This is a genomic window from Arthrobacter methylotrophus, from assembly GCF_039539965.1.
In the GTDB taxonomy this organism is placed as follows: Bacteria; Actinomycetota; Actinomycetes; order Actinomycetales; family Micrococcaceae; genus Arthrobacter; species Arthrobacter methylotrophus.
On the sequence record NZ_BAABED010000001.1, the window covers coordinates 1,714,800 to 1,736,459 of the forward strand.

General features: G+C 63.4%; 24 protein-coding genes. 18 read left to right on the forward strand and 6 right to left on the reverse strand.

All coding sequences use genetic code 11. The annotated features are described in order from the left end of the window. The first annotated feature begins 97 nt into the window (after positions 1 to 97). From ABD884_RS08650 to ABD884_RS08675, 6 genes are all read left to right on the forward strand, one after another. Positions 98 to 2,347, forward strand: a complete 2,250-nt coding sequence (locus ABD884_RS08650) for an ATP-dependent DNA helicase (RefSeq protein WP_345043383.1) — start codon at positions 98 to 100, stop codon at positions 2,345 to 2,347. Between the two features lie 82 nt (positions 2,348 to 2,429). Further along, positions 2,430 to 2,747, forward strand: a complete 318-nt coding sequence (locus tag ABD884_RS08655; protein WP_345043388.1) for a thioredoxin domain-containing protein — start codon at positions 2,430 to 2,432, stop codon at positions 2,745 to 2,747. 95 nt (positions 2,748 to 2,842) lie between these two features. Continuing rightward, complete coding sequence (locus ABD884_RS08660; RefSeq protein WP_345043393.1) at positions 2,843 to 3,088, forward strand: hypothetical protein; 246 nt, start codon at positions 2,843 to 2,845, stop codon at positions 3,086 to 3,088. Between the two features lie 49 nt (positions 3,089 to 3,137). Continuing rightward, the gene (locus ABD884_RS08665; protein ID WP_345043400.1) at positions 3,138 to 4,025 is read left to right on the forward strand and encodes a helicase associated domain-containing protein; all 888 of its coding nucleotides are present in this window, start codon (positions 3,138 to 3,140) and stop codon (positions 4,023 to 4,025) included. A 5-nt stretch (positions 4,026 to 4,030) separates the two neighbouring features. Next, positions 4,031 to 4,504 (forward strand): hypothetical protein, encoded by a 474-nt coding sequence (locus ABD884_RS08670; protein ID WP_345054684.1) that lies wholly within the window; start codon positions 4,031 to 4,033, stop codon positions 4,502 to 4,504. 22 nt (positions 4,505 to 4,526) lie between these two features. Next, a complete protein-coding gene (locus tag ABD884_RS08675; RefSeq protein ID WP_345043404.1) occupies positions 4,527 to 5,651 on the forward strand; it encodes a site-specific DNA-methyltransferase in 1,125 nt (374 codons plus the stop codon). Positions 5,652 to 5,769: 118 nt separating this feature from the next. Here the strand turns inward: ABD884_RS08675 and ABD884_RS08680 are convergent, their stop codons facing one another. From ABD884_RS08680 to ABD884_RS08690, 3 genes are read right to left on the reverse strand one after another with little or no spacing between them, the layout of a single operon-like run. Then, entirely contained in the window at positions 5,770 to 6,075 is a 306-nt protein-coding gene (locus ABD884_RS08680; protein ID WP_345043409.1) for a hypothetical protein, read from the reverse strand. After that, positions 6,033 to 6,227 (reverse strand): hypothetical protein, encoded by a 195-nt coding sequence (locus ABD884_RS08685; protein WP_345043415.1) that lies wholly within the window; start codon positions 6,225 to 6,227, stop codon positions 6,033 to 6,035. Before ABD884_RS08685 ends, ABD884_RS08680 begins: the two co-directional genes overlap by 43 nt. Then, positions 6,214 to 6,762 (reverse strand): helix-turn-helix domain-containing protein, encoded by a 549-nt coding sequence (locus ABD884_RS08690; RefSeq protein WP_345043420.1) that lies wholly within the window; start codon positions 6,760 to 6,762, stop codon positions 6,214 to 6,216. The genes ABD884_RS08685 and ABD884_RS08690 overlap by 14 nt, the downstream gene beginning before the upstream one ends. A 114-nt stretch (positions 6,763 to 6,876) precedes the next feature. On the opposite strand from ABD884_RS08690, the gene ABD884_RS08695 reads away from it, so the two are divergent. Beyond that, on the forward strand, positions 6,877 to 7,851 hold the full coding sequence (locus tag ABD884_RS08695; RefSeq protein ID WP_345043429.1) for a zinc-ribbon domain-containing protein: 975 nt from the start codon (positions 6,877 to 6,879) through the stop codon (positions 7,849 to 7,851). Positions 7,852 to 7,929: 78 nt separating this feature from the next. On the opposite strand, the gene fabG is transcribed toward ABD884_RS08695, so the two are convergent. After that, on the reverse strand, positions 7,930 to 8,664 hold the full coding sequence (gene fabG / locus ABD884_RS08700) for a 3-oxoacyl-ACP reductase FabG (RefSeq protein WP_345054688.1): 735 nt from the start codon (positions 8,662 to 8,664) through the stop codon (positions 7,930 to 7,932). A 118-nt stretch (positions 8,665 to 8,782) separates the two neighbouring features. Here fabG and ABD884_RS08705 point away from each other — a divergent pair, with 118 nt between their 5' ends. From ABD884_RS08705 to ABD884_RS08720, 4 genes are all read left to right on the forward strand, one after another. Continuing rightward, positions 8,783 to 8,959, forward strand: coding sequence for a hypothetical protein (locus ABD884_RS08705; protein ID WP_345043434.1), 177 nt, complete (start codon positions 8,783 to 8,785; stop codon positions 8,957 to 8,959). Between the two features lie 156 nt (positions 8,960 to 9,115). Next, on the forward strand, positions 9,116 to 9,394 hold the full coding sequence (locus ABD884_RS08710; protein ID WP_345043439.1) for a hypothetical protein: 279 nt from the start codon (positions 9,116 to 9,118) through the stop codon (positions 9,392 to 9,394). A gap of 65 nt (positions 9,395 to 9,459) precedes the next feature. After that, positions 9,460 to 12,990 (forward strand): SNF2-related protein, encoded by a 3,531-nt coding sequence (locus tag ABD884_RS08715; protein ID WP_345043448.1) that lies wholly within the window; start codon positions 9,460 to 9,462, stop codon positions 12,988 to 12,990. A 61-nt stretch (positions 12,991 to 13,051) separates the two neighbouring features. Then, a complete protein-coding gene (locus ABD884_RS08720; RefSeq protein WP_345043453.1) occupies positions 13,052 to 13,840 on the forward strand; it encodes a hypothetical protein in 789 nt (262 codons plus the stop codon). 24 nt (positions 13,841 to 13,864) lie between these two features. Here the strand turns inward: ABD884_RS08720 and ABD884_RS08725 are convergent, their stop codons facing one another. After that, positions 13,865 to 14,062, reverse strand: a complete 198-nt coding sequence (locus ABD884_RS08725) for a hypothetical protein (protein ID WP_345043457.1) — start codon at positions 14,060 to 14,062, stop codon at positions 13,865 to 13,867. Positions 14,063 to 14,085: 23 nt separating this feature from the next. On the opposite strand from ABD884_RS08725, the gene ABD884_RS08730 reads away from it, so the two are divergent. Beyond that, positions 14,086 to 14,745, forward strand: coding sequence for a hypothetical protein (locus ABD884_RS08730; protein WP_345043461.1), 660 nt, complete (start codon positions 14,086 to 14,088; stop codon positions 14,743 to 14,745). A gap of 75 nt (positions 14,746 to 14,820) precedes the next feature. On the opposite strand, the gene ABD884_RS08735 is transcribed toward ABD884_RS08730, so the two are convergent. Beyond that, a complete protein-coding gene (locus ABD884_RS08735) occupies positions 14,821 to 15,573 on the reverse strand; it encodes a DUF2637 domain-containing protein (RefSeq protein ID WP_345043468.1) in 753 nt (250 codons plus the stop codon). A 224-nt stretch (positions 15,574 to 15,797) separates the two neighbouring features. Here ABD884_RS08735 and ABD884_RS08740 point away from each other — a divergent pair, with 224 nt between their 5' ends. The 6 genes from ABD884_RS08740 to ABD884_RS08765 all read left to right on the forward strand — a co-directional run bounded on the left by ABD884_RS08740 (position 15,798) and on the right by ABD884_RS08765 (position 21,625). Beyond that, a complete protein-coding gene (locus ABD884_RS08740) occupies positions 15,798 to 16,187 on the forward strand; it encodes a hypothetical protein (RefSeq protein ID WP_345043473.1) in 390 nt (129 codons plus the stop codon). 81 nt (positions 16,188 to 16,268) lie between these two features. Beyond that, a complete protein-coding gene (locus ABD884_RS08745) occupies positions 16,269 to 17,294 on the forward strand; it encodes a hypothetical protein (RefSeq protein WP_345043478.1) in 1,026 nt (341 codons plus the stop codon). 9 nt (positions 17,295 to 17,303) lie between these two features. After that, the gene (locus ABD884_RS08750; RefSeq protein WP_345043486.1) at positions 17,304 to 17,720 is read left to right on the forward strand and encodes a hypothetical protein; all 417 of its coding nucleotides are present in this window, start codon (positions 17,304 to 17,306) and stop codon (positions 17,718 to 17,720) included. Between the two features lie 101 nt (positions 17,721 to 17,821). Continuing rightward, positions 17,822 to 18,163, forward strand: a complete 342-nt coding sequence (locus tag ABD884_RS08755; protein ID WP_345043491.1) for a hypothetical protein — start codon at positions 17,822 to 17,824, stop codon at positions 18,161 to 18,163. A 76-nt stretch (positions 18,164 to 18,239) separates the two neighbouring features. Beyond that, positions 18,240 to 18,692 carry a hypothetical protein gene (locus ABD884_RS08760; RefSeq protein WP_345043497.1) on the forward strand — a complete coding sequence of 151 codons (453 nt, stop codon included), beginning with the start codon at positions 18,240 to 18,242 and terminating at the stop codon, positions 18,690 to 18,692. Continuing rightward, complete coding sequence (locus ABD884_RS08765; protein ID WP_345043502.1) at positions 18,689 to 21,625, forward strand: TrbL/VirB6 family protein; 2,937 nt, start codon at positions 18,689 to 18,691, stop codon at positions 21,623 to 21,625. The genes ABD884_RS08760 and ABD884_RS08765 overlap by 4 nt, the downstream gene beginning before the upstream one ends. The last annotated feature ends 35 nt before the right edge of the window (positions 21,626 to 21,660 follow it).

The following is a 21,660-nucleotide window of genomic DNA, read 5'->3' on the forward strand; positions in this document are numbered from 1 at the left end:
CCGCACCGGCACGGACCCGCCCACCGCCCCAAGAGGTGGGCGGGTCCCACCATCTTCAGATGACGCCCGCCACCGGGCAGGAAGCATAGATGCCGCCATGATGCAGCAGACTCTCACCGAAACAGTCCGGCTCGCCACCGGAATTCCCGACGCTCTCGGACGCCCCGGCCAGGTCGCTTTGGTTGACCACATCGAAGAGGCAATCAGCACCACTGGCCACGTGGTGGGAGCCTGTCCTACAGGTGTGGGTAAGTCGTTCAGCCTGCTTGCGCCGGCCATGATCGCCGCAGCCGAACACGGTCAGCGAACCGTGATCAGCACCGAATCCCTGGCACTGCTGTCCCAGATCCTGCTCAAGGACGCCCCCGTTGCCGCGGCCGCGTGTGAGAAAGTCACCGGGACTAAACCCAAGGTCGCCGTCCTGAAAGGCTTCTCCAACTACGTGTGCAGCCAATCTGCGCGGGACTCAGCCGAGGCCCTGACCGACACCGTCGGGATGCGCCCCTCCCTGCCCTCGCTCCGCTCCAAGCTCAAGCGCTTGGCCAACCAGAAGAACCTTTTCCTGGACGGTCGTCCTTTCGACCCTGTTGCCGGGGTGCCTCTGCTGTTGTGGGCCCTGTCGTTGCCCGCCGACCAGGCCGGCGACAAACAGTCCTACCAGGGAAATACAACCCCTGAGCTCTGGGACGCCGTCTCCGTCGGACCCTCCGAATGCATCGGCGATACCTGCCCGGTCTTTGACTTGTGCAAGCCCCGCGCAGCCCGGACCAAGGCTGCCGAGGCGGACATTGTCGTCACCAACCACTCGATGCTGGCCGTCCAGGCCGCCAAGGGTGTCCCGGTCATCATCGGCAACAAGACCCTTGGCGAGTTCCACATCATCATGATCGACGAAGCCCATGCCCTGCCCGCGAACGTCCGCTCCGCCGGCGCCAGCGAAGTCTCCGCCGCGGCCGTCATGTCCCTGACCCGTTCCATTTCCCGAACCCTGGACGAATCCGAACCCGCCGTCGGCCGTCTCATCAAGGAGGGCAACGCCCTGGCCATCGAGCTGGAGGACGAACTCGCCGAGATGGCCAGGTACACCAAGGCCGGAGAAGTCTGCAAGATCAAGGAGGACGCCGACCCGCTCGACACCTGCGGCGACATGCTGATCGCCTGGTCCCGGAGCATCAAGAGCGCCCTGGAAGGGGCGGCCAAGTCCAAGAACATCCAGGCCCGTCTCAAGGCCAAGCGGCTCTCCGGACGGCTGGACGCGTTCATCGGTGCCGTCGGCCAGGTCAAGCTGCACCGGATCGGGACAGCACGCTGGATCGAACAGAAGACCCCGCCGGCGAACGCCAAGGTCCAGACCCCGTACTGGTGCGCCAACGCCTCCCCGGTGAACATCTCCGGACTGCTGCAGACGAACCTGTGGACCGCCCCGGCCATGCCGGATGAGGAAGACGAAACGGTCCAGGCCATGAAGGAAGCCGGGGGGTCGGTAGATGAGGAAACCGAGACGTACCCGATGACGGTCATCGCCGTCTCCGCGACCCTGCCGTCCCGGTTCGGCTACCAAGTCGGGCTGACGGCCGAGAACGTCGCCTACCCGTCCCCGTTCGACAAGGCCTACGACGACTCGCTGCTCTACATTCCCAAGCTGACGCCGGAGGAGATCCCGGAAATGTTCCCGGGATGGCGGCCCGGCACGAAAGGCAAGTTCAACGGCGCCCTCCACCAGGCGTGGGCAACCAAGAAAAACGTCGAGCTCGTCGAAGCAAACGCCGGGTCGGCGCTGATCCTGTCCGCGAACTCCACGGCCGGCAAAGCGTACGCCGCCGCCCTGCGCCGCGCCGCGAAAGGCCGCTGGAACGTCTACTCCCAATGGGACGGGCTCTCCACCCAGCAGCTGACCAACCTGTGGCGCGACGACGTGAAATCCGTGCTGGTCGGCACCAAGTCGTTCATGACCGGCGTGGACGCCAAGGGCCGCACCTGCTCCCTGGTGACCATCGACCGGATCCCTCGCGCAGCCGGCAACCCGGTCGACGACGCCCGCGTCGAGGCGATCATGGATGCCCTGCAGATCGGCAAATGGGCGGCGGACACCTATGTCTACGTCTCCGACGCCGCGCTGCTCCTCGAGCAGGCCCTGGGCCGGCTCATCCGGTCCGTGTCCGATTTCGGGATGGCAGCCATCCTGGACCCGCGGATGCTGAAAACCGGTCCGGTGTCCTACCCGGAGCCGACCTGGAAGGTCTACAAGGACGCCGCCGGCCGGTTCAGCAAGGTCACCACCAGCCAGGCAGCAGCCGAAGAATACCTCCACAAAATCAGCGCGGAAGCTTTCGCCCTCGCCTCCTGACGTTTTTCAGTTTCGCCGCACACAGATTCGTTACCGGCACCCACCACCGAGCACCACCTACCAGCCACGAAAGGCAGACACCATGTCACCCGTCACCCCCTCCACCTCCCCGAAGTCCGTCGTCATCCACAGCAAGGCAAAAGGCTGCGTCCAGTGCAACGCCATGGACCGCGCCCTTGCCAAGACCGATGTCCTGGTCACCAAAGTCGACGGCACCACGGACGAGAACCGCGAGTTCTGCAAGGGCTTGGGCCACACGCAGGCTCCCGTCGTTGTCGTCTACCAAGACGGCGTCATCATCGACCACTGGTCCGGCTTCAACCCCGGCAAGACCGCCGAACTGGCCGCAGACCCCCTGGTCGAGCGCAAGGCCCCCGTCCGCGAACTCATCGCAGCCTAGCCGCAAGCTTCGAAACCCGCTGCCCCATCCGGGCGGCGGGTTTCTGCTTTACCCGGCACATCTCATCGCGCTCCTGCCCGTTACGAGAGGCACCCATGAACACCAGAACCGCCACCGCCACGACCGCAGCCCGTCTCCTTTGCCTGCGCTTCAACGACGCCCTCCGGAACAGCCGGCCTATTCCGGAGCATTCAGCCACCCACTTCTGGAGCCCGGACAGCGGTGGCGGGTCCGTCATCGTCGGCGCCGACGGCACCTACCTTCGTGTGGACTCTTCGACCTCGTGGGACCAACACTTGAGCGCCTACGCGGCCGGCCAGCGGTCCAGAGCCGCGGGGTAAACCTTCAGACCAACGCCCGTGGGTGCCGTCTCTACGCATGCTTCCTAGTGTGAATACATTGACGATCCCGGCCCCGTCGGAGGCCCCGGCACAACAGCCTGCCGCAGGCGACGGAACCGACCCGTGGACCGAAATGGCCGCCTCGGTCGCCCTCTTCGTAGAGCGCACGGGCAACCTCCCCGTCCCCGGAGCGGAACCCGCCGAAGACGAGATGGCCGGCTGGCTTGCCGTCCAGCGCCGCGCAGCCCAGCAGGGCCGCATGGCAGGCCCGCACCGGTCCTTCCTGGACACCCGCATCCCCGCCTGGAGGCAGTCCCGCCAGGAACGCTGGAATTCACAGCTGGCCCTCCTCGCTGAGACCCGTAGCGCCGGCGCACCAGTCCGGGGACAGTTGAAGGTCTGGCTCAAATCCCAGCGCCGTACCGCGGCAGCAGGCAACCTCACCGCCGACCGCAAAGCCGCACTGGACGCCGTAGCCCCCGGCTGGGACCAACCCGCACCGGGCGCGGAATATCTGTGGCTGAGCCGGGCCGAAGACCTCGCCAACTACGTCGACTTCTCCGGCAGGCTCCCGGCCAGCGCAGGCGGCACCGCCGAAGCGACCGGACTGTACCGCTGGATGAGCTACCAGCGCGTTCTGGCACGGTCCGACAGGCTCACCAAGGCCCGCCGCAAGTGGCTGGACAAGAACGTTCCGGGCTGGCTGCCCGAGCACGACGCCAGGGAAGTCCACTGGTCCGCCCGGGCCAAGGCCCTGGAAGTTTTCAGGGAAGAGACCGGCAGGTGGCCGTCCGTGGCCGTAGCTGCGGAAAAGACACTGGCACGGTGGCTGGGGACCCAGCGCGCCGCGGCCAGGGCCGGCCAAATGGGCACTGAACGCCTGGAAGCGCTGGACGCCGCTGCCGTCGGCTGGCTCCAGGTCAGACAAGGTGCGTGACCGGGATGCTGGATGAGAAGAAGACCATCGAACTCGTGGCCGCGTTTTTCGCCGAGCACGGCCGCTGGCCCTCGGCCGCTTCGTCGTCCAGCTATGAGCGCGGCGCCGGGATCTGGTTGAACGAGCAGCGCGTCGCCGATTCGAACGGCACCATGGATCCGTTCCGGAAGTCTTTTCTGGATCACCATCTACCCGGCTGGCAATCGTCGCCGGATGACATCTGGCAGGAACGGGCACGGGAGGCCTCCGACTTCGTGCTTTGCCACGGCAGGCTTCCCGACATGGGCGCCGACGCCAAAGGGGAGCGGCTCATCGCCATCTGGCTCTCCAACCAGCGGGCTCTGCAGCAGAGCGGAAACATGCCGTTTGCCCGTCTGGGCTGGCTGAATGCGCACTGTCCCGGGTGGCTTGGCCCGGCTCCGAAACGGCCAATCTCGTTCGCCAGGCCCTTGTTCGCACTTAAACGACACCCGTCGTAAAAGTCGGCGCATAGAGAAGGCCATGAACCTACTTATCTGCGACACCGCCGACAACGCACTGGCCGACACCCAGCTCCACAACACCGTCAAAATGGCTTTTCTGGACCCCCCGTACAACACCGGCCGGAAGTTCACCCAGTACAGCGACTCCTCACCGCTGAAGGACTGGCTGGGCATGCTCGAGCGAACCCTCACCGCCGTCCGTGACACCCTCACCGAGGACGGCAGCATCTTCGTCCACCTCGACGACCAGTACATTCACCGGGTCCGCTGCATCATGGACGACGTCTTCGGGGACCGGAACTACGTCGGCACGATTATTTGGGAGAAGAAGAACCGCGGGTCCTTCCTGCACGCCCACCTGGCAGACGTCACCGACCACATCCTGATCTACGCCAAGGACAAGTCGAAGATGGCACCCCTAGTGCACTCCTCTACCGAGGTCGGCAAGCGGATCCCCGTCCACAACAAGGGCAACAAGCCCTCCGTGCTCGAGTTCCCCGCCGGGTGCATGACCTTCAACTTCCCGGACCAGACCATCCCGGCCGGCCCGATGAACACCCCGACGATCACCTCGGACCTGCTCGATGACCTGGTCGTCGAAAACGGCACCAACAAGAACGCCTTCCGGATGACCGGGCCCTTCCGCTACGGCCAGGACGCCGTGAACAAGATGGCCGAGACCCCCGGCGCCTTCATCTGCCCGCGGCAGATGCTGCGCCCGTCCTTCGTCTCCCAGGAATCCAAGGGCAAAGTGCTCACCAACCTGCAGTCGTTCCGGATCAACGGCTCGCCCACCAACGAGGACGCCCGCGCCGAGTCCGAGGCCATCTTCGGCACCGAGATGGGTGCCGCGTTCGACACCCCCAAGCCTGAGGCCCTGCTGGAAAGGCTCATCGCCGCGGCCACCGAACCCGGGGACACCGTCCTGGACTGTTTCGCCGGCTCCGGCACCACCCTGGCCGTCGCCCAGAAGTTGGGCCGGAACTGGATCGGCGTCGAGCTGAGCCCGGAAACGATTGAAAACTACATCGCCCCGCGCATCGACGGCATCCTCGCCGGCACCGACCCGCTGCCGATAGCCGGCTACAGCCCGTCGCAAGCCAGCTACAGCGTCCGCGCCTCTACGGCAGCGGCTGCCGCCTGACGCTCTGCGGGAGCACGGGCGTTGCCGCACACATAAGATCCGGCTCCTGCCAGGGCCAGCAATCCGACACCCCACATAGAGATCATCGGAGTTGCCCCGGAGAGCTGAGCACTACGGCCTAAAGCCGGACGTCAGGCTCCCCGTGCACGGTGGAGGTGAATTGGCCGGTCCCGTGCACCCCTTTGGGCAGCCGGCCCTGGCCGCCAGCCTTCGGCTGCGTGCTCTTGCCCGCTCGGGTTTCGGCTGCCTTGAGCGTCCAGGAGATTGATTCCCGTTGTCGGTAGTCCAGGATCTCCCGACTCTGGTCACTCTCGACGCTGTCGAGGTCAATGGAGGCTACGCGTTCCCCGAGGAGTGCAGGATCTATGAGTCTGGCGTCGATCAGGGCATGGACGAATTGAAAGTCTTTCTGCCGATGAGCCATGAGCTTCGCTCGGGTGACATCGTCGCCGCACGCGGTAGCTGGTCCTCGGTGTAAGACCCCAAAATCGCCTGGCTGCCAATGATGATGACCTGGTCCTGGCGGATAACGCTTGTCGCTGCACGGATTGCGTGCTCCAGTTCATCCCTTCGCAAGGAGCTGCGCCTTCTTCATGGCGATCAACCGTTCATCCCGGTCAAGGGCGCCGGCGAACGGGCTGATTTGTCGCATGTCCCTGCCCTGATCGTCGTCTTTGAGCATCTCCCGCTCCATCTCGTCCACCGGCAGTTTGAGGATCTCCTCCCACCGGTCCAGCCAGCCTTCGGCAATCGGCGCCCGGGGCGTCTCCCGCATGCGTCTGATGTTGGTCATGGCGAGATCGCGCAGCTGTTCGGGTTGCTCGTGCATCTTGGCTCCGAGGATGACGTGCAGCTCGTAAGGGAAGCGCTCCTCGCGCCGGGACTGCTGCGGGTGCCTGGAGATGGCCGTACGAAGCGCGTCCTGGATGACAGACGGGCTGCTCCCGAGCCGCGCCGCGATAGCCCTGACCGTGAGACCCGCGGCTTTCAGAGCCAGGATCGTCTCCTGCCGCCGGCGTGCGGCAGCCATCATTGCCTCCCGGGCGGCCTCCGTTTCCGCGGAGAGCTCCTTGGCTTCGTGAACCAGGCGGTCGACAAGCTCTTCATCCATATCTGTATGGTACCCCCACACACAGATGGGCGGTGGAGAGAGCACTGCAAGGAAGTGCTGCGAGGAGATGTTTGGCTGGTGACAGCGTCGGGGTGTTCCGCACACATAGGCAGGGTGAACACCACAGCGAAGCGTCAGCGTCCCGGCACCGCCCGTCCCATGACCCCCGCACCCGGCCGATCCCTGGCCGAGAAGTTCCCGGCGTTCGCTGTTGAATGGGACATCGACGGGAACGGCAGCCTCCGCCCTGAAGATGTCTCCTACGGCTCAGACCACCTGGTGTCCTGGCTGTGCCCCAACGGCCACGGCGCCTACAAGACCAAAATCTCCTACCGCACGACCCGCAACCGCGGGTGCCCGGAGTGCGGCAAGGCAAAGCTGTCCGCGCCCAAGAAGGGCAAGACCCTTGCCGAAGCTTTCCCGGAGATCGCTGCCGAGTGGGACTACGAGAAAAACCACCCGCTGACGCCGTCCGATGTTGCCCCGCGCTCAAACAAGAAGGCCTGGTTCATCTGCCCCAACGGACACGGAGCCACCGAGTCCTACATCAGCAACCGCACCGCCGGCAACGGCTGCCTCGACTGCGGCCGCCAGCGCGGAGGCCAGGCCAACTCCGCGCGCGCCAAGGCCCGCGGCACGTTCGCAGAACGACACCCCGAGCTCGTCCCCGAATGGAACACCGAGCTGAACGACTTCGGCCCCGGAGATGTCAGCCCCGGCAGTCCCAAGAGCGCTTGGTGGAACTGCCCCGAAGGTCACGAGCCGTACAACTCACAGGTGGCACGACGCCACCAGGGACAAGGCTGTCCGGTGTGCGCTAACGTGCGCCGCGCCGCGGCAATCAGCTACAAGGGTCCGAAGCCGGGAACATCCCTGGCTGACAAGCGGCCCGACCTGGTTCCGTTCTGGGACACGGAGCGGAACACTATGAATCCTGCTGACGTCACGGTCAACAGTCACCAGGTGGTGCACTGGATTTGTCCTGACGGCCACCGCTTCGAACGCAAGGTCATCCGGCGGGCGGCCAGCAACGTCTGCCCGGTCGGACGCGACGAACGCAGGACGGCGCGGGGCGCCATCGCTTCCTGATCATCTAGGAGCAAAGCCCAGAAAACCCCGGATGCTCTTGCAGCCGGGGTTTTCTACTGTCGGAACCTTGTGCGCTGCTTAGTGGCCCATGCTGGCGCCGCCGTCGACCGGAATGACCGCGCCCGAAATGTAGGACGCTTCATCACTGGCCAGCCAGCGGACAACGTTTGCGATCTCGGACGGCTCGGCGAACCGGGCTGCCGGGATGTCTTCCATGTACTTCTTTTTCACGTCGTCCGAAACTTCGTTGAACATGTCTGTGAGCACTACGCCGGGCATGATGACGTTCGCGGTGATCCCGCGGGCACCCAGCTCACGGGTGATGGAACGGGCGATGCCGATCATGCCGGCCTTGGATGCTGAGTAGTTCACCTGGCCCGGGGCACCGTAAATCCCGGACACCGAGGAGATCATCACAATCCTGCCCTTGCGCAGCTTCATCATGCCCTTGGTGGCGCGCTGAATGACGCGGAAGGCCCCTGTCAGGTTGGCGTCCAGAACCGAGGTAAAGTCGTCCTCGGTCATTCGCATCAAGAGGGTGTCCTTGGTGATGCCGGCATTCGGTACGAGGACCTCGACGGGGCCATGGGCAGCCTCAACCTCTTTGAACGCCGCGTCGATCGAGGCAGCGTCGGTGACATCGGCCTGCACACCCAGGATGCCTTCGGGCAGTTCTGTTTCGCTGCGGTAGGTGACCGCAACCTTGTCTCCGTTAGCCAGAAACGACTTGGCGATGGCGAGGCCGATGCCCCTGTTGCCGCCGGTGATGAGCACGCTGCGGGCTCCGGGCTGATCTGTCACTACGTTCGTCATGTTCTCTTTCTCTCCGTTCAGGACCGTGACATCGTATCGGCTGGATCTGAACGGGCCGTTACCGGCAGGTCTACGCATGTTTGTGAGTAGAAACGTCCACACCACCAGGAGACCCGCCATGAGCCAGAACCCCTCCCAGCAAATCACCGTCGACCAGCTCCGCAGCCGGGAAATCGTCGTCTCCGATCTGGTTGGCGCCGTCGCCGCCAAGACCGGCGCACGCAGGACTGCCATCACCGCGCCGAGTGAGCCGCTGTCGGTGTTTGGCCGGAAAATGACAGGGCACGACAACTAACTCCCGACGTTGATGTAGCCGCCGTTCCGTTGTGGACGGCGGCTTTTCTTTACCCGGAATTGTGCTGTAAACAGCGGTAAAACGGGGACAGGAAATACGAATTCCGCACACATAAAAGTCAAGGAAACCAACCGCAAAACCACCCAGGAGAATGTCATGGACGTTTGGATCGAAACCACGAACGGAACCCTCGTGAAGGCGTCCGCCACGACCCACATTTCGATGCGCCAGACCGACTCGGGCTGGGATGTCAGCGTTTCTGCCTCGGCAGCCCCCGCCCCGTTCGCGGCCGGACTGGCTGACAAAAATGCCGCCCGGACCGTGCGCAACACACTGGCCCTGAGCATGTCTACTGCATCCAGCGCTGAGACGCCCCAGGTCGTCGTCTACGAGGCCGAAGACCTGGCTGTCTCCTGCTACACGCTCGCCGCCTAGAACGGCAGAGGTCCCGGGACGGTGCGTGATACCCCCGTCGGCCGGGTTCCCGCATAGGGGAAGCCATGGCCCTCACTGCTGTCCTCACCGGGACGTATCGCAACCCCGAACTCCGCTTCAAATTCGGATGGGGAGCAGTCCTGCCCAACGGCAAGTCCGCGCAGGACTGGATGAAGAAGCTCCCCGGCCGGCGCTGGGACAACTCCGAGAAGACCTGGTACATCACCGGTACCGGCACCAACCCGGACCGCTTCTTTGCCGACAACCGGATCGAAGTGGACTTCTCTGAAGCCACCGGCGACCTGGCCGGCCTGACCTCCCTGGAACCCTTGTGGCGACCGATCATCCAGCGATCCATGAGGTTCCCGCACATGGCCTTCGTTCGGCCCCGGATGGCCGGCTTCGAACGCGTCAGCATGATCCTCGGTCCAGGAGCCGTCTGGGACAAGACACGGCAGCGTTTTGAGGTCATGCTCTCGGACCTTGTCACCGATGAGGGCGAACCCAAAAAGGGCATGCGGTTGGACCCGGACACCTGGGCCGCCGCGGTCGCAGCCCGTCAGTTGGAAGCCATCCCGGACAACGTCCGCGCCGCCGCGCGCGAGCTCGCCGCCTCCACCGGCGTCGAAGGGGACTTCCAGAAGGAAGTCTCCCCGCGGACCCAGGAACTCATCGACATTGTCGCCACCCACTCCGGCTACCTGCCCAAATGGTTCGGTCTGGCCCTCTACCCGTTCCAGCTCGCCGGCGCGTACGCGATCGCCGGCGGACACCGCGCCCTGGCAGATGCCCCTGGCCTGGGAAAAACGAGACAGGCCCTCGCCGCGGCCGCGATCAAGCGGTCCCGGCGCACTGTGATCATCGTCCCTCCTCTTGTGGTGGAGAACTGGTGCCGCGAAGCCTACGCCGCCCTGGGGCCCGGGCTGAAGAAGATCCAGCCACCTGAAGAGCCTTGCGTCGAGCCTGCGCCCTCGAAGCGGAAATCCAAAGCCAAGCCCAAGGCGCCCCCGAAGAAACCCGACTTCCCGGCCTACATCGTCCCCATCCGGGCCGGCAAGAAAGTCCCTCCATTCCCCGAGGCGGGCGTTGTGGTCGTTGCCGACTCCCTCCTCGGGTCCAGACCCGAGCTTCTGGATGACCTGGTTGCCTGGGCTCCGCAGGCTGCGCTGTTCGATGAAGTGCACCGCTCCCGCACCTGGGCCGGCAAACGCGCCACCGCGAACCGCAACCTGGCGTGCTCCATCGACGCGCTGCGACTCCCGATGACCGGCACCCCGTTCCTGCAGAACCCGGCCGAAGGTGTCAACATGCTCGCCATCGCCGGCCTCCTGGATCCGGTATTCGGCGGCGCCTCCAAGTTCATGGAGACCTATACGACGCAGAACCACTTCGGCGCGTTCCTGCCCAACCGCAAGATGCTGCCCCAGCTCGAAGAAATGCTCTCCCACAGCTGCTGGGTCCGGCGGAACAAGAGCGCCGTCCTCAAACAGCTCCCGCCCAAGCTGCGCACCACCCGCTACGTCGAAATCGATCCGAAGGGCTTCAAAGCCGCGCATGACACTCTGTACGAGAAAGTCACCGAGTGGATCGACGAGCAGCGCGCGGCCGGCGAAATCATCTCCAAGGAGACCATCAAGGACTTCGCCCGGTCCCGTGTTGACCTGATCACCCCGCTGCGCGCCGCGGCCGGCAACGCCAAGATCCCGGCTGCCATCGAGATCATCACCGACTGGATGGAAGCCACCACCGAGGTCCGCAACGGCAAAAAGATCTACACCCGGCCGCTGACCGTCTGGGTTCACCACCAGCCGGTCATGCAGGCCCTCATCGAAGCTGTTGAAAAGGCAGGCATCGCTGATGCCGGCTTCATCGACGGGGGAGTGGCCCAGCATAAACGCCAGCTCGTCGCTGACAAACTCCAGAACGGCGAGATCGGGGTTATCTTCTGCTCGATCGGAGCCGCGGGCTTCGGTATCACCCTGACCGCCAGCTCCGACACCATCTTCATCGAGACGGACTGGACACCGGCGAACATATCTCAAGCCGAAGATCGCTGCGTCGTCGAAGGTCAGCGGGTCCAGACCGATCGTGGGCCGGTCCCGATCGAGGAAATCTCCGTCGGAGACATCGTGCTGACTCACGAAGGAAACTGGCGGCCGGTCACTGACGTTTGGTCCCGAGGCTCCCGGGACAGCATGGGAACTCGGAAAGTCATCACGGAGATTGACTTCATGGGCCAGCAGGAGCCTCTCTCAGTAACTCACGACCACGAGGTCTGGGTTCGCCGAGCGAATGGCTCTGAAGAGTGGGCCTTCGCATCGACGATCCTTCCTGGAGACAACTTGGCAACTCCGAAGATGAAGACCAGCGACTTCGACATTGCGCGTATTGCCTTCCCTGATTCATGTCGGCGTTGGTCGGATGCTGATCTCAAGGCGTGGTCAGTTTGCAAGGTCTGCGGATCCGCCGATGTCCTTGCTCGCGGGCTGTGCCAAAAGCACTACACGGACATGAAACGCGAACATCGACGACAGTTCGGAGCTAAGACTCCGCTGCCGAAGCTGACCGAGCGCCGGCCCAACGGGCGCTACGTTCCGATGCCTCCATCGGTCGAGTTGACCCCGGAGTTTCTGTCGTTCTGTGGTCTCTACGTTGCGGAGGGATTCTCGACGGTCGACGAAGCTAAGGGTGCGTTCGTTTCGATCTCCGGACACCGCAATGAAGAACACATTCTTCGAGCTCACGGCGACTACATTCAGCGGACTTTCGGCTTTAAGTACACGATCCGTACAGCAACAGGCCTTGGGATAGAAATGCGGATCTACTCACAGGATCTCGCCTCCTGGTTCCAGCGCATGTTCGGCCACCGGGCACAGAACAAGCGATTCCCCTCCTGGGTATTCGACCTGTCGCATCATCAGCTTGAGCAGGTCTTCCTCGGCTATCTCGCAGGCGATGGTCACGCAAAGCTGTCTGGCAACGGAGAGAAAGTCGTCCTGGCATGGCGGTCTGTTTCGCGGACACTCAACGACCAGTTGAGTCTCATCGCGGCCACCCTGGGCTACCGCACAGGTTCGAGGGTTATCAAGGGAGGACCCAAGGAAATCCGGGGGAGAGGCTGTACAACGTTGGACGCACACGTCGGAGAATTCACAGATGACGTCCACGCCGGAAAGTGGATCTGGAGACGCGTCTCAGCCGTGACTTCCCGCTACGCACGCCGCGAGGAGCGGCTCTGGGATCTCTCTGTGGAAGGTGACGAGTCCTATATCGTTGGGGCCGCTGCTGTCCACAACTGTAACCGAATTGGGCAGGTGAACACCTGCATGGTCACGACTCTGCTGGCCACGAACACGCTGGACGCCCACATGCGGGCGATCTTGCGGAACAAGGCCAAGGATCTGGACGTCATGATGCCCGGCGCCGACAACAACGTCACCCGGATGACCTCGGTGCTGAACGAGGAGACCAACTCATACGAGGTGCTCACCGAGGAAGACCTGGAGCTCGAGAAGAACTTCAAGTCCCTGGGCGACATCGTCGAAAGCATCGTTCAGGACATCCTGCACATCCGCGGCTACGAGCTGGCGGCGTGATGAGGGCTGAACGGAATGCCGCACACATGGTGGGCATGAGCTCCATCCTGGGGTCCTGCTGATGGCGGGACTGAAGACGAAACCCGAGTACGAAGGTCTGGCCGAAGCGGTCAGCCTTGGCATCGCGCTGCTCAAAAAGGCCAAGCAGAACACCTGGCCTGAACTCGTCGAGGCCATGGGCTCAGGCAACCTACTGGTCATCAAGGCCTTCAAGGCGGTCGATCTGACCGACGCCCAACTGGAAACCGTGAACATGTGGCAGCATGTGCTGAACCTCGTGAAGGTCAACCCGGCCGTCATCCCGGTCATCTGCCCGGCCTGTGAGCACTACGTGTTGACCGCCGACACGGCACCGACCCGGTGCATGGTCACCGCAGGCTGCGAAGGCAAGCCCTTCAAAGTCACCGCGGCCACCGCCACCACCGCCACCAAGACACCAGCCGGTACGAAGGCGTCCGCTCCCGCGCCAAAGCGCGCAGCTCCGACTACCAAAGCAGACGTCGATGCGGCCGTGGCGGTCCTGGATGCGGTCACAAAGTCCGTCGGGGAATTTGCCGAGGCAAGCGCCGCCGCTGCGACACTGGAGGGCGCCGGAATCAAAACAGGATTTGCCGAGACGGCACCTGCACGCACGGCACCCGTCCGGAAAGCCCCGGCAGCCAGAGCCTCATCGAAGCCGGCACCGGAGCACGAGCACATCCCCGACGACATTCCAGAGCCACTGCCGGTGGCGGACGCCGAGCCACCTGCCGGACCCGTGGCCGAGGAAGTCCAGCCAAGCACCACGGCCTCCGCAGAACCCATCTACGACGTCGTCCTGGTCGCCGACGACGAAGACCCGTTCGCCTGAGCGACCTAGGTGCTCGCGACTCGCTTATGGACGCGCAATTCGTGCGGGAGATTCGGCCAGGACCGCCTCGAATCGCCGGTGGGTCGGCGGTACCAAACGTGTGCGATCCACAGTAGCCTTCAGGCATGAATTATTGCCGGTGTGGTCGCCAAGCCCAGATCCGTTGCACTTCTTGTGGAAGCTATGCGTGCGGAGCACATTCCGGGCCCGCGCCAGCCACATCCAATGAATTGCGAATTTCGGAAATGGCCTGCTCGTCCTGCATCCAAAGAGCCGAATCGACAAGGAAGCTTGCAATAGAAGCGTCGGTTCTGGAGCGAACGGGTACCCTACAGATCATCGATGCGCTTAGCAAAGGTGGGCTTACCGAGCATGGATTCGGATATTACAGGTCCCTCGGTGTGGCGTTCAAAACGGGCTCTCCCTGGGACGAGGCAATGAACCTTTACCGCGACTATCCCATACGTGCAAAGAACACCCGGTACTACCTATGGGTGCGCATCACCACGATGTTCGGTTCGAAGGTGAAACGGCACGACATCGGGTCCGTCCCCGGGATCCCAATATCCATCCATGATTCAGAGGGGTACACGAGAGGACGAGGACGCATTCTTGCCAGCGGCAAACTACTCAAGGACGTACCCTCTTTTAGCACCAACAAACTTTTGCTCACTTCGGAGTCAAACTCAGGCTGGACCGGCAGTGGAGTTGGATTTGGTCTAGTCGGAGCCCTCATGGCCGTAAGCGAGCACAGAAAAGTGATCGACCGTTACGCCCAGGAGCATTCGTCCCTCGTCTACAGCGAGGAAGAGTCAAAGGCTTTCCTCGTCCCGATGTTCAGTCAGTGGAAGTTGCACGCGACAGGCATCGACATTCCCGACGACATAAAAGTCTTGAAAGGTTGACGGTCAGGGCTCTTCTGTAGTGGCTCCAGTACGTTAGGGCAGCTACAGAAGACACGAGATCCTTGCGCTCAAATATCAGTGTGCCGGCACGGGCTCGCTGGCCTCTGCGAGGATCCTCGCAACCGTCGTCTTGGAGCACCCGAGACGCTGCGCAATGGCCCTCTGACTGAGCTTCTCGGCAGCCAGTTCCCGGACCTTCGCCGGGTCCACTTCAGTGCGCGTTTTCGGGGTGGTCCGCAGGTGGTCCTTTGAGTGGTCCACCCCTGGTCCATTTGCTGGTCCACCCAGTGGTCCTTTGCGTGGTCCACCCGAAGTGGTCCACTGGTCCTTCGAGTGGTCCATCTGGTCCGCGCGGACCACTTGATCGCGTGCCCGCTTGCGCCGCTGGGCCACCGATCCGTACGCCGGCGCCACCACCAGGTTGACGGTGGTCTCCGTCGCGAAGAACAGGCTGACGGGCATGATGGCGGCCAGGCAGGCACCGAAAACAACTGTCGAATTCATCTCAGTCGGGGTTCCTGCCGGGGCAAGGACGTGGGCGGCGTTGGCAAGGACAGAAACGAGAGTGAAGAATCCGATGGCCATCCAGGAAAGGGTCGTCGACTCGCCTCTGGCCCTTTGAACACTGGCCGCAATGGCATATACGAGGATTGTCGAGTCGACGACGATGGGCACCAACCATCGCAGCATTTCCGGGATTCCGGCCCATGCCGCAGCCTGGATCAAACCGAGAAACGAGAGCGTGAAACTCGCTGTCGCCAGAATGCCGACCAGGGTCAGCGAGAGCAGCACCATTTTCTGGCTGTCGGGTTCGATACGTGAGGTCATTCTTCCGCGTCCTCCCTTGCCGGTGGTCCGTCAGGACCGCTGAAGGCCCAGTCTAGGACCGGTCCACGACAATTTGCCCGGACAGTATGGACCAGTAAAGGACCACGGGTGGACCACTGAAAGGACCACCATGGACCACCCTGACGGACCACCGAAAAGACCACCCTGGACCAGAGGTGGACCACCCGATGAAAGAGACCTCTGCGTCCGCACACATGAGCCGCATGAGCAACCACAAAAAGATCCTCATTGCGCTGGCCTCTGCTGCGTTGATCCTGACCGCTGCCACGGGATGTTCGGACGGGCAGCGGAACGCAAATGCGGATGTCACCCCGGAGAGCCGTGCCGCCTACGAGCAAGCCCACTTCGACACTCCCGATGCGAAGATCGCCTCGTCTCTCGCCCTGGCAAAGATCTCCGCTGACGCCAAGGCCCAGGGTGCCGCTGCCGGTGGCGTTGCGAACACCCTGCTCAATCCGAATCAGTGGAAGGCGCAGGCCCACACGAAGCTGTGCGAATACACCAAGACCCTCATGAACAACGCCGACCGGGACGGAACCGCCGTGTCGGAGCGGACCCGCGCGATGGCAAAAATGATCCTGGACCGCTGCTGACCTGAGGGTCAGAAAATGTGACGGCAGACTTTTTTCGCCGGGTGCTGCGCGTTTTGGAAAGTTGCCGCACACACACAAAGCATGAGCAACGACAACGCATCCTCAGCCGGCATGAACCGCGTCCCGAAGGGCATCCCCACGGGCGGCCAGTTCGCAGCAACCGCGCATGCCGAGCCGACACTGAGCCTCGCCACGCAGCGGCTCAACGAACTCACCTCCGCCGAAGAGGTCATGGAGATCAGTTACAGCTCCACCAAGGTTTGGCGCCGCCGGTACAACCAGGCAGAGAAGTCGATCGTCAAGGATGAGGATGACATCGCTCAAGAGACGATGCTCCAGTTCCTTGAGGCGATGAACCGCGGCAACAAGGTCACCGACTACAAGCAGTGGTTGACCTCCACCGCTGCAAACCAGACCGTCCGGGCGACCGAAACGGTGTTCCGTGCTGAAGATCGCCGTGCCTACGTCATCTTCGAGAAGCAGCGCGAGGAAATCGAAGCCAAGATCGGCCGTCCGATGACGCAGCGCGAAAAGAGTGCTCTCGAGCAGAAGGTCCGCGACGAGTGGCACGACCCGCGCCATAAGCCGTCCAAGGACTTCATGATCGCCCGCACGTTCGACCGTTCCCTCGACGCGCCTCACGGAGTGGACGGCGGTGTCGAATCGACCCTCGGAGCGACTCTCATGAACCCGGAAACCAGCGGCCACTACATTGAACCCGGCTCCTACATGGACCGCGCACACCACGCCATGGAAGCGACCGGGGCGGCCCACAAAGCCGAAATGAAGCGACTCGCGTGGAACGCCCTCGCCGAAACCACCGGAGTGCCTATGTCGCATCCCGGCAGCCTCTCCCAGCGGCAGGTCACCAAACACCGCGGGGTCATGGATGACCACAAGAACGGTGTCCTGGGCGCCTGCAAGGCATGGTCGGTCGGCAACGACGGCGAAGCCACCGAGGCCCTCTTCGCGCCGTTCGGCGAGATCGGCTTCGAGGAGCAGGAAAAGATCGTCGATACCCTCGAGCGTTTCGGTGCGGACCGCGCCCAGACCATGTGGGAATCCGCCATGGCAATTGCCAACAACAAGCACAGCAAGAATATCTAGGAGGTCGCAGTGCCTACGAACCGAGTACCCAAAGGAGTCCGAAGCGGCGGCCAGTTCGCCGCTTCGGCCCACACGGAGCCCCTCGTCAGCATCGACACGGACTTCCCGTCCGTCGGTGACGCCGACGTCGAGCAGCTCCGCGCCCTGGCTGAGAGCAACGACCCGCTGGTCCGTGCAGAAGTGACCTCCAGCATCCGCGTACCGGATGACGTCCTGGAGCGCCTCGCCGAAGCAGATCAGCCTGCGTCGGTACGCCTGGCCGCGGTAAACACCGGCTACGCGGGCATTGCCGACCGGGCAGCAACAGACCCTGACCCGCTGGTGCGCGCAGCGGCCCTGTCCGGCTGGGACCTGTCGGATCACCACCGAGAACGACTCAGTCACGACCCGAAGGTCCAGCGGGTCATGGGGCTGATCTCCCGCTGAACGGCCGTCCCTCAAATCTCTACGCATGTGAATGAGTAGAAGTAACTCCGCTAAAGACAACGACATTCGCCACCGGCGGGTGCGTCCAAGAAAGGCATGAAATGAGCGCACTTCCCATGGCCGTCCCGACGGCAGCTGACAAAGTTGACCTCCAGGGTGGCTGGGACGCCTTCTGGGGCGCCATCACCACAGGCTTCCCCGGCATCACCACCCTGATGACCGTCGTGGGCGTCTGCCTGGTGGTCTTCGCCCTTATCAAATGGGCTTGGGACCGCCGCCGCGGCGGTGGCATGGGCCAGGGCTCGCAGCCTCTGTGGGGCGCGTTGGTCCCCGGCGCCATCCTCGCAGCCCCAGCCGTGCTGTTCCCCTTGCTCCTGAGCATCCTGGACTTTGTCGCGAATATCGCCATCAAGCTGGCCCAAACCGCAACCTCAGGCCACTAGTCCGGTCCTCGGGCTTGAACCACCACTGATGAGCCGGGGCTTTCAAGCCCCGGCTCACGTCTGAAGGGACCACTTCTTGGCCTCCATAAACTCCCTGTATCTGCTGACTCCGATGACCGGGCGCACGTCAGGTGCCGACCGCACCACTGTTATCGGCACAGTGGAAATGAAATGGAGGACCTTCTGGATCGCCGTGTTCGCCATGGTGCCAGGGGGCATTCTGGCGGGGATCTTCTTCCCGATGCTGAACGTTTGGGCCCTCTTGTGGATCCCCGCTGTTGAAGCCGCAGCGTTCCTGCTCATTGAACGCCGGTCCAAGGAAGGCCTGAAGTTGCTCACCTACCAGGCCATGTTCGACAAGAAGCGTTCGAACGTGAACACCTTTTACCTCTGCGGGCAACCAATCGACGTCAGCGGTGAATCATTCGGCACCATCCGCCAGATCACTGTCCCCGTCTACCGGGATGAAGATGACTCCCGGCCCAAGCAGTCCAACCACTTCGAAGATTTTGAGGCGTTCTCCCGATGAAGAAGTCCCTGTTCACCCGCCTGATCGGGGCGCTCATCGTGATGGCCACCCTGGTTGTCGGTTTTGCGCCGGCCGCCAGCGCCGCTGTCCCCACAGCCGAACCGTCATCCGTGACGGTCTCCGTGCCCACAGCGGAGTCCGCAGGCGACGGCACGGCGGCCACGACCAACTCCTGCGGGAGCACCTCTGACAGCAGCGGAAAGTATGCCTCCACCTCTCCTCTTCTTCCTGTCAACAGGTGGGCGGACGCGACCTCGAACATGCACTCCCGGCTCGACAACACCATGTTCGCCGACACCGCGACACTGCTTCAACGCCATGCACTGATCTCCAGCGGCATGTCGACCGGTAACTTCATGTGGTCTCTCGGCACAGGGCTTTCATCCTTCGCCATCAACTTCTGCATGCTTGACTCGATGGGAGGCGCCGCGGACAAAATCGGCGCCACCATCGGCAATGCTGTTCTTGGATCAGGCTTGCTCGCCGGCATCGTCGTACTCTCGGTCTGTGTCCTGCTCTTCCAGGCCCGCCGCCGGGGCGGGGCCGCCTGGAAGACCGTTGTCGCCAAGGGCGCTATTGTCGGCCTCCTCGCCATCATGGTCGGCGGGGCCATGAGTTCCACCGGCGGGGGCGCGGACGGCAGCGCTGCACCCTACAAACCGGGTCTGATGTCCCCGGGCTGGGTCGTCACCACGTTGAACAAAACGGTGTCCTCCCTGGCATCGGCTCCGGCCGCCGCGCTTGCAATGCCGACGACCAAAACCGGTCTCTACGACACCACCAACCCGCTTGGCTGCAACAACTACATCCAGTCACTCAAGGCCGGCTACCAGGCCACCTACGGCACCGGTGCAGACAAGCTCTCCTCAGGTGTCCCGATGATCATGTCCACCCTGTGGGAGGGGACAGGTCTCAAGACCTGGCGGACCGCACAGTTCGGCACCAGCGGACTGGACGACAACACCTACTGCCACCTCCTCGACTGGAACTCCGGTGTTCCTGTCATGGGACCGGAAATCACTGACGCCAGCTCCGCCGGTGCATCCAGCGTGCGCGGCACCATGGCCCGCTTCTGGGGTGACAACGGTTACAAGGTCAGCAACTACTTCTCCCAAGCCTGGCAGCCCACCGACAACGTCAGCCAGGACCGGTCCATGATCGGCTGGTCCACCTGCCGGTTGAACGACATGGCCGCCAACCCGAACGACAAGAACAGCTGGACCATCCAGACGGACTTCGCCAACGGCGACAAGGAAAAGAAGGTCAGTCAGGATGACTGCCGGACCTGGTTCATGGAAGGAGGCGACGTTCCAGGGGCCATGGACTGGCCCTCCGGAACCAGCGACGTCCAGGCCCGCATCCCCTCAGACCTGAAGCTGCGCGACTTCATCCTCACCCTGCACGGCAACTACAACTTCCAGGGCATGACCTCGGTCTTTGCCTACAACCTGTCGGCGCTGGCCATGCTGGGCGTCTTCGGTGCGATCGCGATCTCGATCATCGTCGCGAAGGTCGCCATGGTCATCATGATCATCACCGTCTTCTTCCTGATCATCATGTGCCTGCTGCCGAGCGCCGGAACGGACAAGCTCTCTGGCTTCGTGAAGATGCTCCTGGGCATGAACATCTTTGTCTTCGGCATCCAGATGATTTTCGCCTTGGTCGCTGTTATCTCCGACATGCTCCAAGGCATGGGCGCCACGTTCCTCGGAGGTGACGGCTCTCTGGTCGCCACCTTCTGGACCGGACTTTCGCCTCTCATGGCCGTGTACCTGCTCCACATGATGTTCACCAAGGTCATGAAGGTCCCGTCCCCGTTCAAGCTCTCCGCCGGCCTGGCCTGGGGCGCTTCAACGGCAGCGGTCGGTGGCGCCGCCGCAGCTGGTGTGGGATCCCTGCTCGACCGCACGGCCGGCCGTCACGGGGCGCGCGCCATGGGTGCAGCCAAGCGCGCCAGCGGTCGCGGACTGAGCAGTGCCATGTCCGCCGCATCCGGCGGCCGTCTGGGCAAGGGCGCATCAGCAACCCGCCGCGGGGCAGCCGCTCCGGTCGGCTCTGGTGCCCGCGGGGCGCTCTCCGGAGCCGCAGGCCTCCCGGGCGGACTGGCGAGCTCCAAGCGCCGCGGAGGCATCAACATGGCCGGTGCCTTCGGGGCAGGCGCCGCGGCTGGCGCGGTTGTGGCTGCTGCTGCCCACAATGGGGAAGCGACCGAGAACGTCGATCAGGCCACCACAGAGCAACCCCTGGCAGGGCAGACCATGTCCGAGCAAGTACGCGGCGGATACGCCGACGGTAAGCTCGACCACCTCGACTTGGTCAACTCCAACGTGCCGAACTCCAAGCTGGCCAGCGGCCAAATGGCTGCAGCGGACCGGAAGGCTATGCGCGGGGCAGCCAAGGACGAGCGGGACCGGGCACTCGAGTTCGAGAAGCAGCGCCGCGCCGAGCTTGGCCTTGCGCCGCTTCCGACCACGGCGAGAGGTAAGGCGCTGGCCTCTGTCAAGAACTCGTTTTCAGCTGCGGGCCAGCAATTCCGCGAACGCCCGGTCCGCACTATCGCCAAGTACGGTGCAGGAGCTGTCGCCGGTGGAGCACTGCTGGCACTCACCACGCCGGCCCTGGCCATCGTTCCGGTTGCGGCCGGAGCCTGGGCAGCCAAGAAGGCCATTGGTGCTGGAGCGAACAACCTGCCTGCTGCACGTCGCGAACGGGACGATGCACGCACCGAGACCTACCGCCAGGCAATGCGTCACCAGATGAAGCAGAAGACGCCGAAGGAACCAAAGATCAAGAAAAACAAGAACGGGGCCGAGACCATGGCCGGTCAGCATGCTCGCGCGGCAGATACCGCCCCGGACACACAGGAAGCACCCCTTCCCGACGAGGTCGGCAGCCGGTCGGCGCCTGCCACCGCACAATTGCCGGTCGTATAGCTCGTCGAAAATGCCTCCTGCCGGACACAAACCGG

Excerpts from the sequence above, each read along its gene's own strand:
- ABD884_RS08650 (WP_345043383.1), top strand. The coding sequence starts at position 98 with ATGATGCAGCAGACTCTCACCGAAACAGTCCGGCTCGCCACCGGAATT.
- ABD884_RS08655 (WP_345043388.1), top strand. The coding sequence starts at position 2,430 with ATGTCACCCGTCACCCCCTCCACCTCCCCGAAGTCCGTCGTCATCCAC.
- ABD884_RS08660 (WP_345043393.1), top strand. The coding sequence starts at position 2,843 with ATGAACACCAGAACCGCCACCGCCACGACCGCAGCCCGTCTCCTTTGC.
- ABD884_RS08670 (WP_345054684.1), top strand. The coding sequence starts at position 4,031 with ATGCTGGATGAGAAGAAGACCATCGAACTCGTGGCCGCGTTTTTCGCC.
- ABD884_RS08675 (WP_345043404.1), top strand. The coding sequence starts at position 4,527 with ATGAACCTACTTATCTGCGACACCGCCGACAACGCACTGGCCGACACC.
- ABD884_RS08680 (WP_345043409.1), bottom strand. The coding sequence starts at position 6,075 with ATGGCTCATCGGCAGAAAGACTTTCAATTCGTCCATGCCCTGATCGAC.
- ABD884_RS08690 (WP_345043420.1), bottom strand. The coding sequence starts at position 6,762 with ATGGATGAAGAGCTTGTCGACCGCCTGGTTCACGAAGCCAAGGAGCTC.
- fabG (WP_345054688.1), bottom strand. The coding sequence starts at position 8,664 with ATGACGAACGTAGTGACAGATCAGCCCGGAGCCCGCAGCGTGCTCATC.
- ABD884_RS08705 (WP_345043434.1), top strand. The coding sequence starts at position 8,783 with ATGAGCCAGAACCCCTCCCAGCAAATCACCGTCGACCAGCTCCGCAGC.
- ABD884_RS08710 (WP_345043439.1), top strand. The coding sequence starts at position 9,116 with ATGGACGTTTGGATCGAAACCACGAACGGAACCCTCGTGAAGGCGTCC.
- ABD884_RS08715 (WP_345043448.1), top strand. The coding sequence starts at position 9,460 with ATGGCCCTCACTGCTGTCCTCACCGGGACGTATCGCAACCCCGAACTC.
- ABD884_RS08720 (WP_345043453.1), top strand. The coding sequence starts at position 13,052 with ATGGCGGGACTGAAGACGAAACCCGAGTACGAAGGTCTGGCCGAAGCG.
- ABD884_RS08725 (WP_345043457.1), bottom strand. The coding sequence starts at position 14,062 with ATGTGGCTGGCGCGGGCCCGGAATGTGCTCCGCACGCATAGCTTCCAC.
- ABD884_RS08730 (WP_345043461.1), top strand. The coding sequence starts at position 14,086 with ATGGCCTGCTCGTCCTGCATCCAAAGAGCCGAATCGACAAGGAAGCTT.
- ABD884_RS08735 (WP_345043468.1), bottom strand. The coding sequence starts at position 15,573 with ATGACCTCACGTATCGAACCCGACAGCCAGAAAATGGTGCTGCTCTCG.
- ABD884_RS08740 (WP_345043473.1), top strand. The coding sequence starts at position 15,798 with ATGAGCAACCACAAAAAGATCCTCATTGCGCTGGCCTCTGCTGCGTTG.
- ABD884_RS08745 (WP_345043478.1), top strand. The coding sequence starts at position 16,269 with ATGAGCAACGACAACGCATCCTCAGCCGGCATGAACCGCGTCCCGAAG.
- ABD884_RS08755 (WP_345043491.1), top strand. The coding sequence starts at position 17,822 with ATGAGCGCACTTCCCATGGCCGTCCCGACGGCAGCTGACAAAGTTGAC.
- ABD884_RS08765 (WP_345043502.1), top strand. The coding sequence starts at position 18,689 with ATGAAGAAGTCCCTGTTCACCCGCCTGATCGGGGCGCTCATCGTGATG.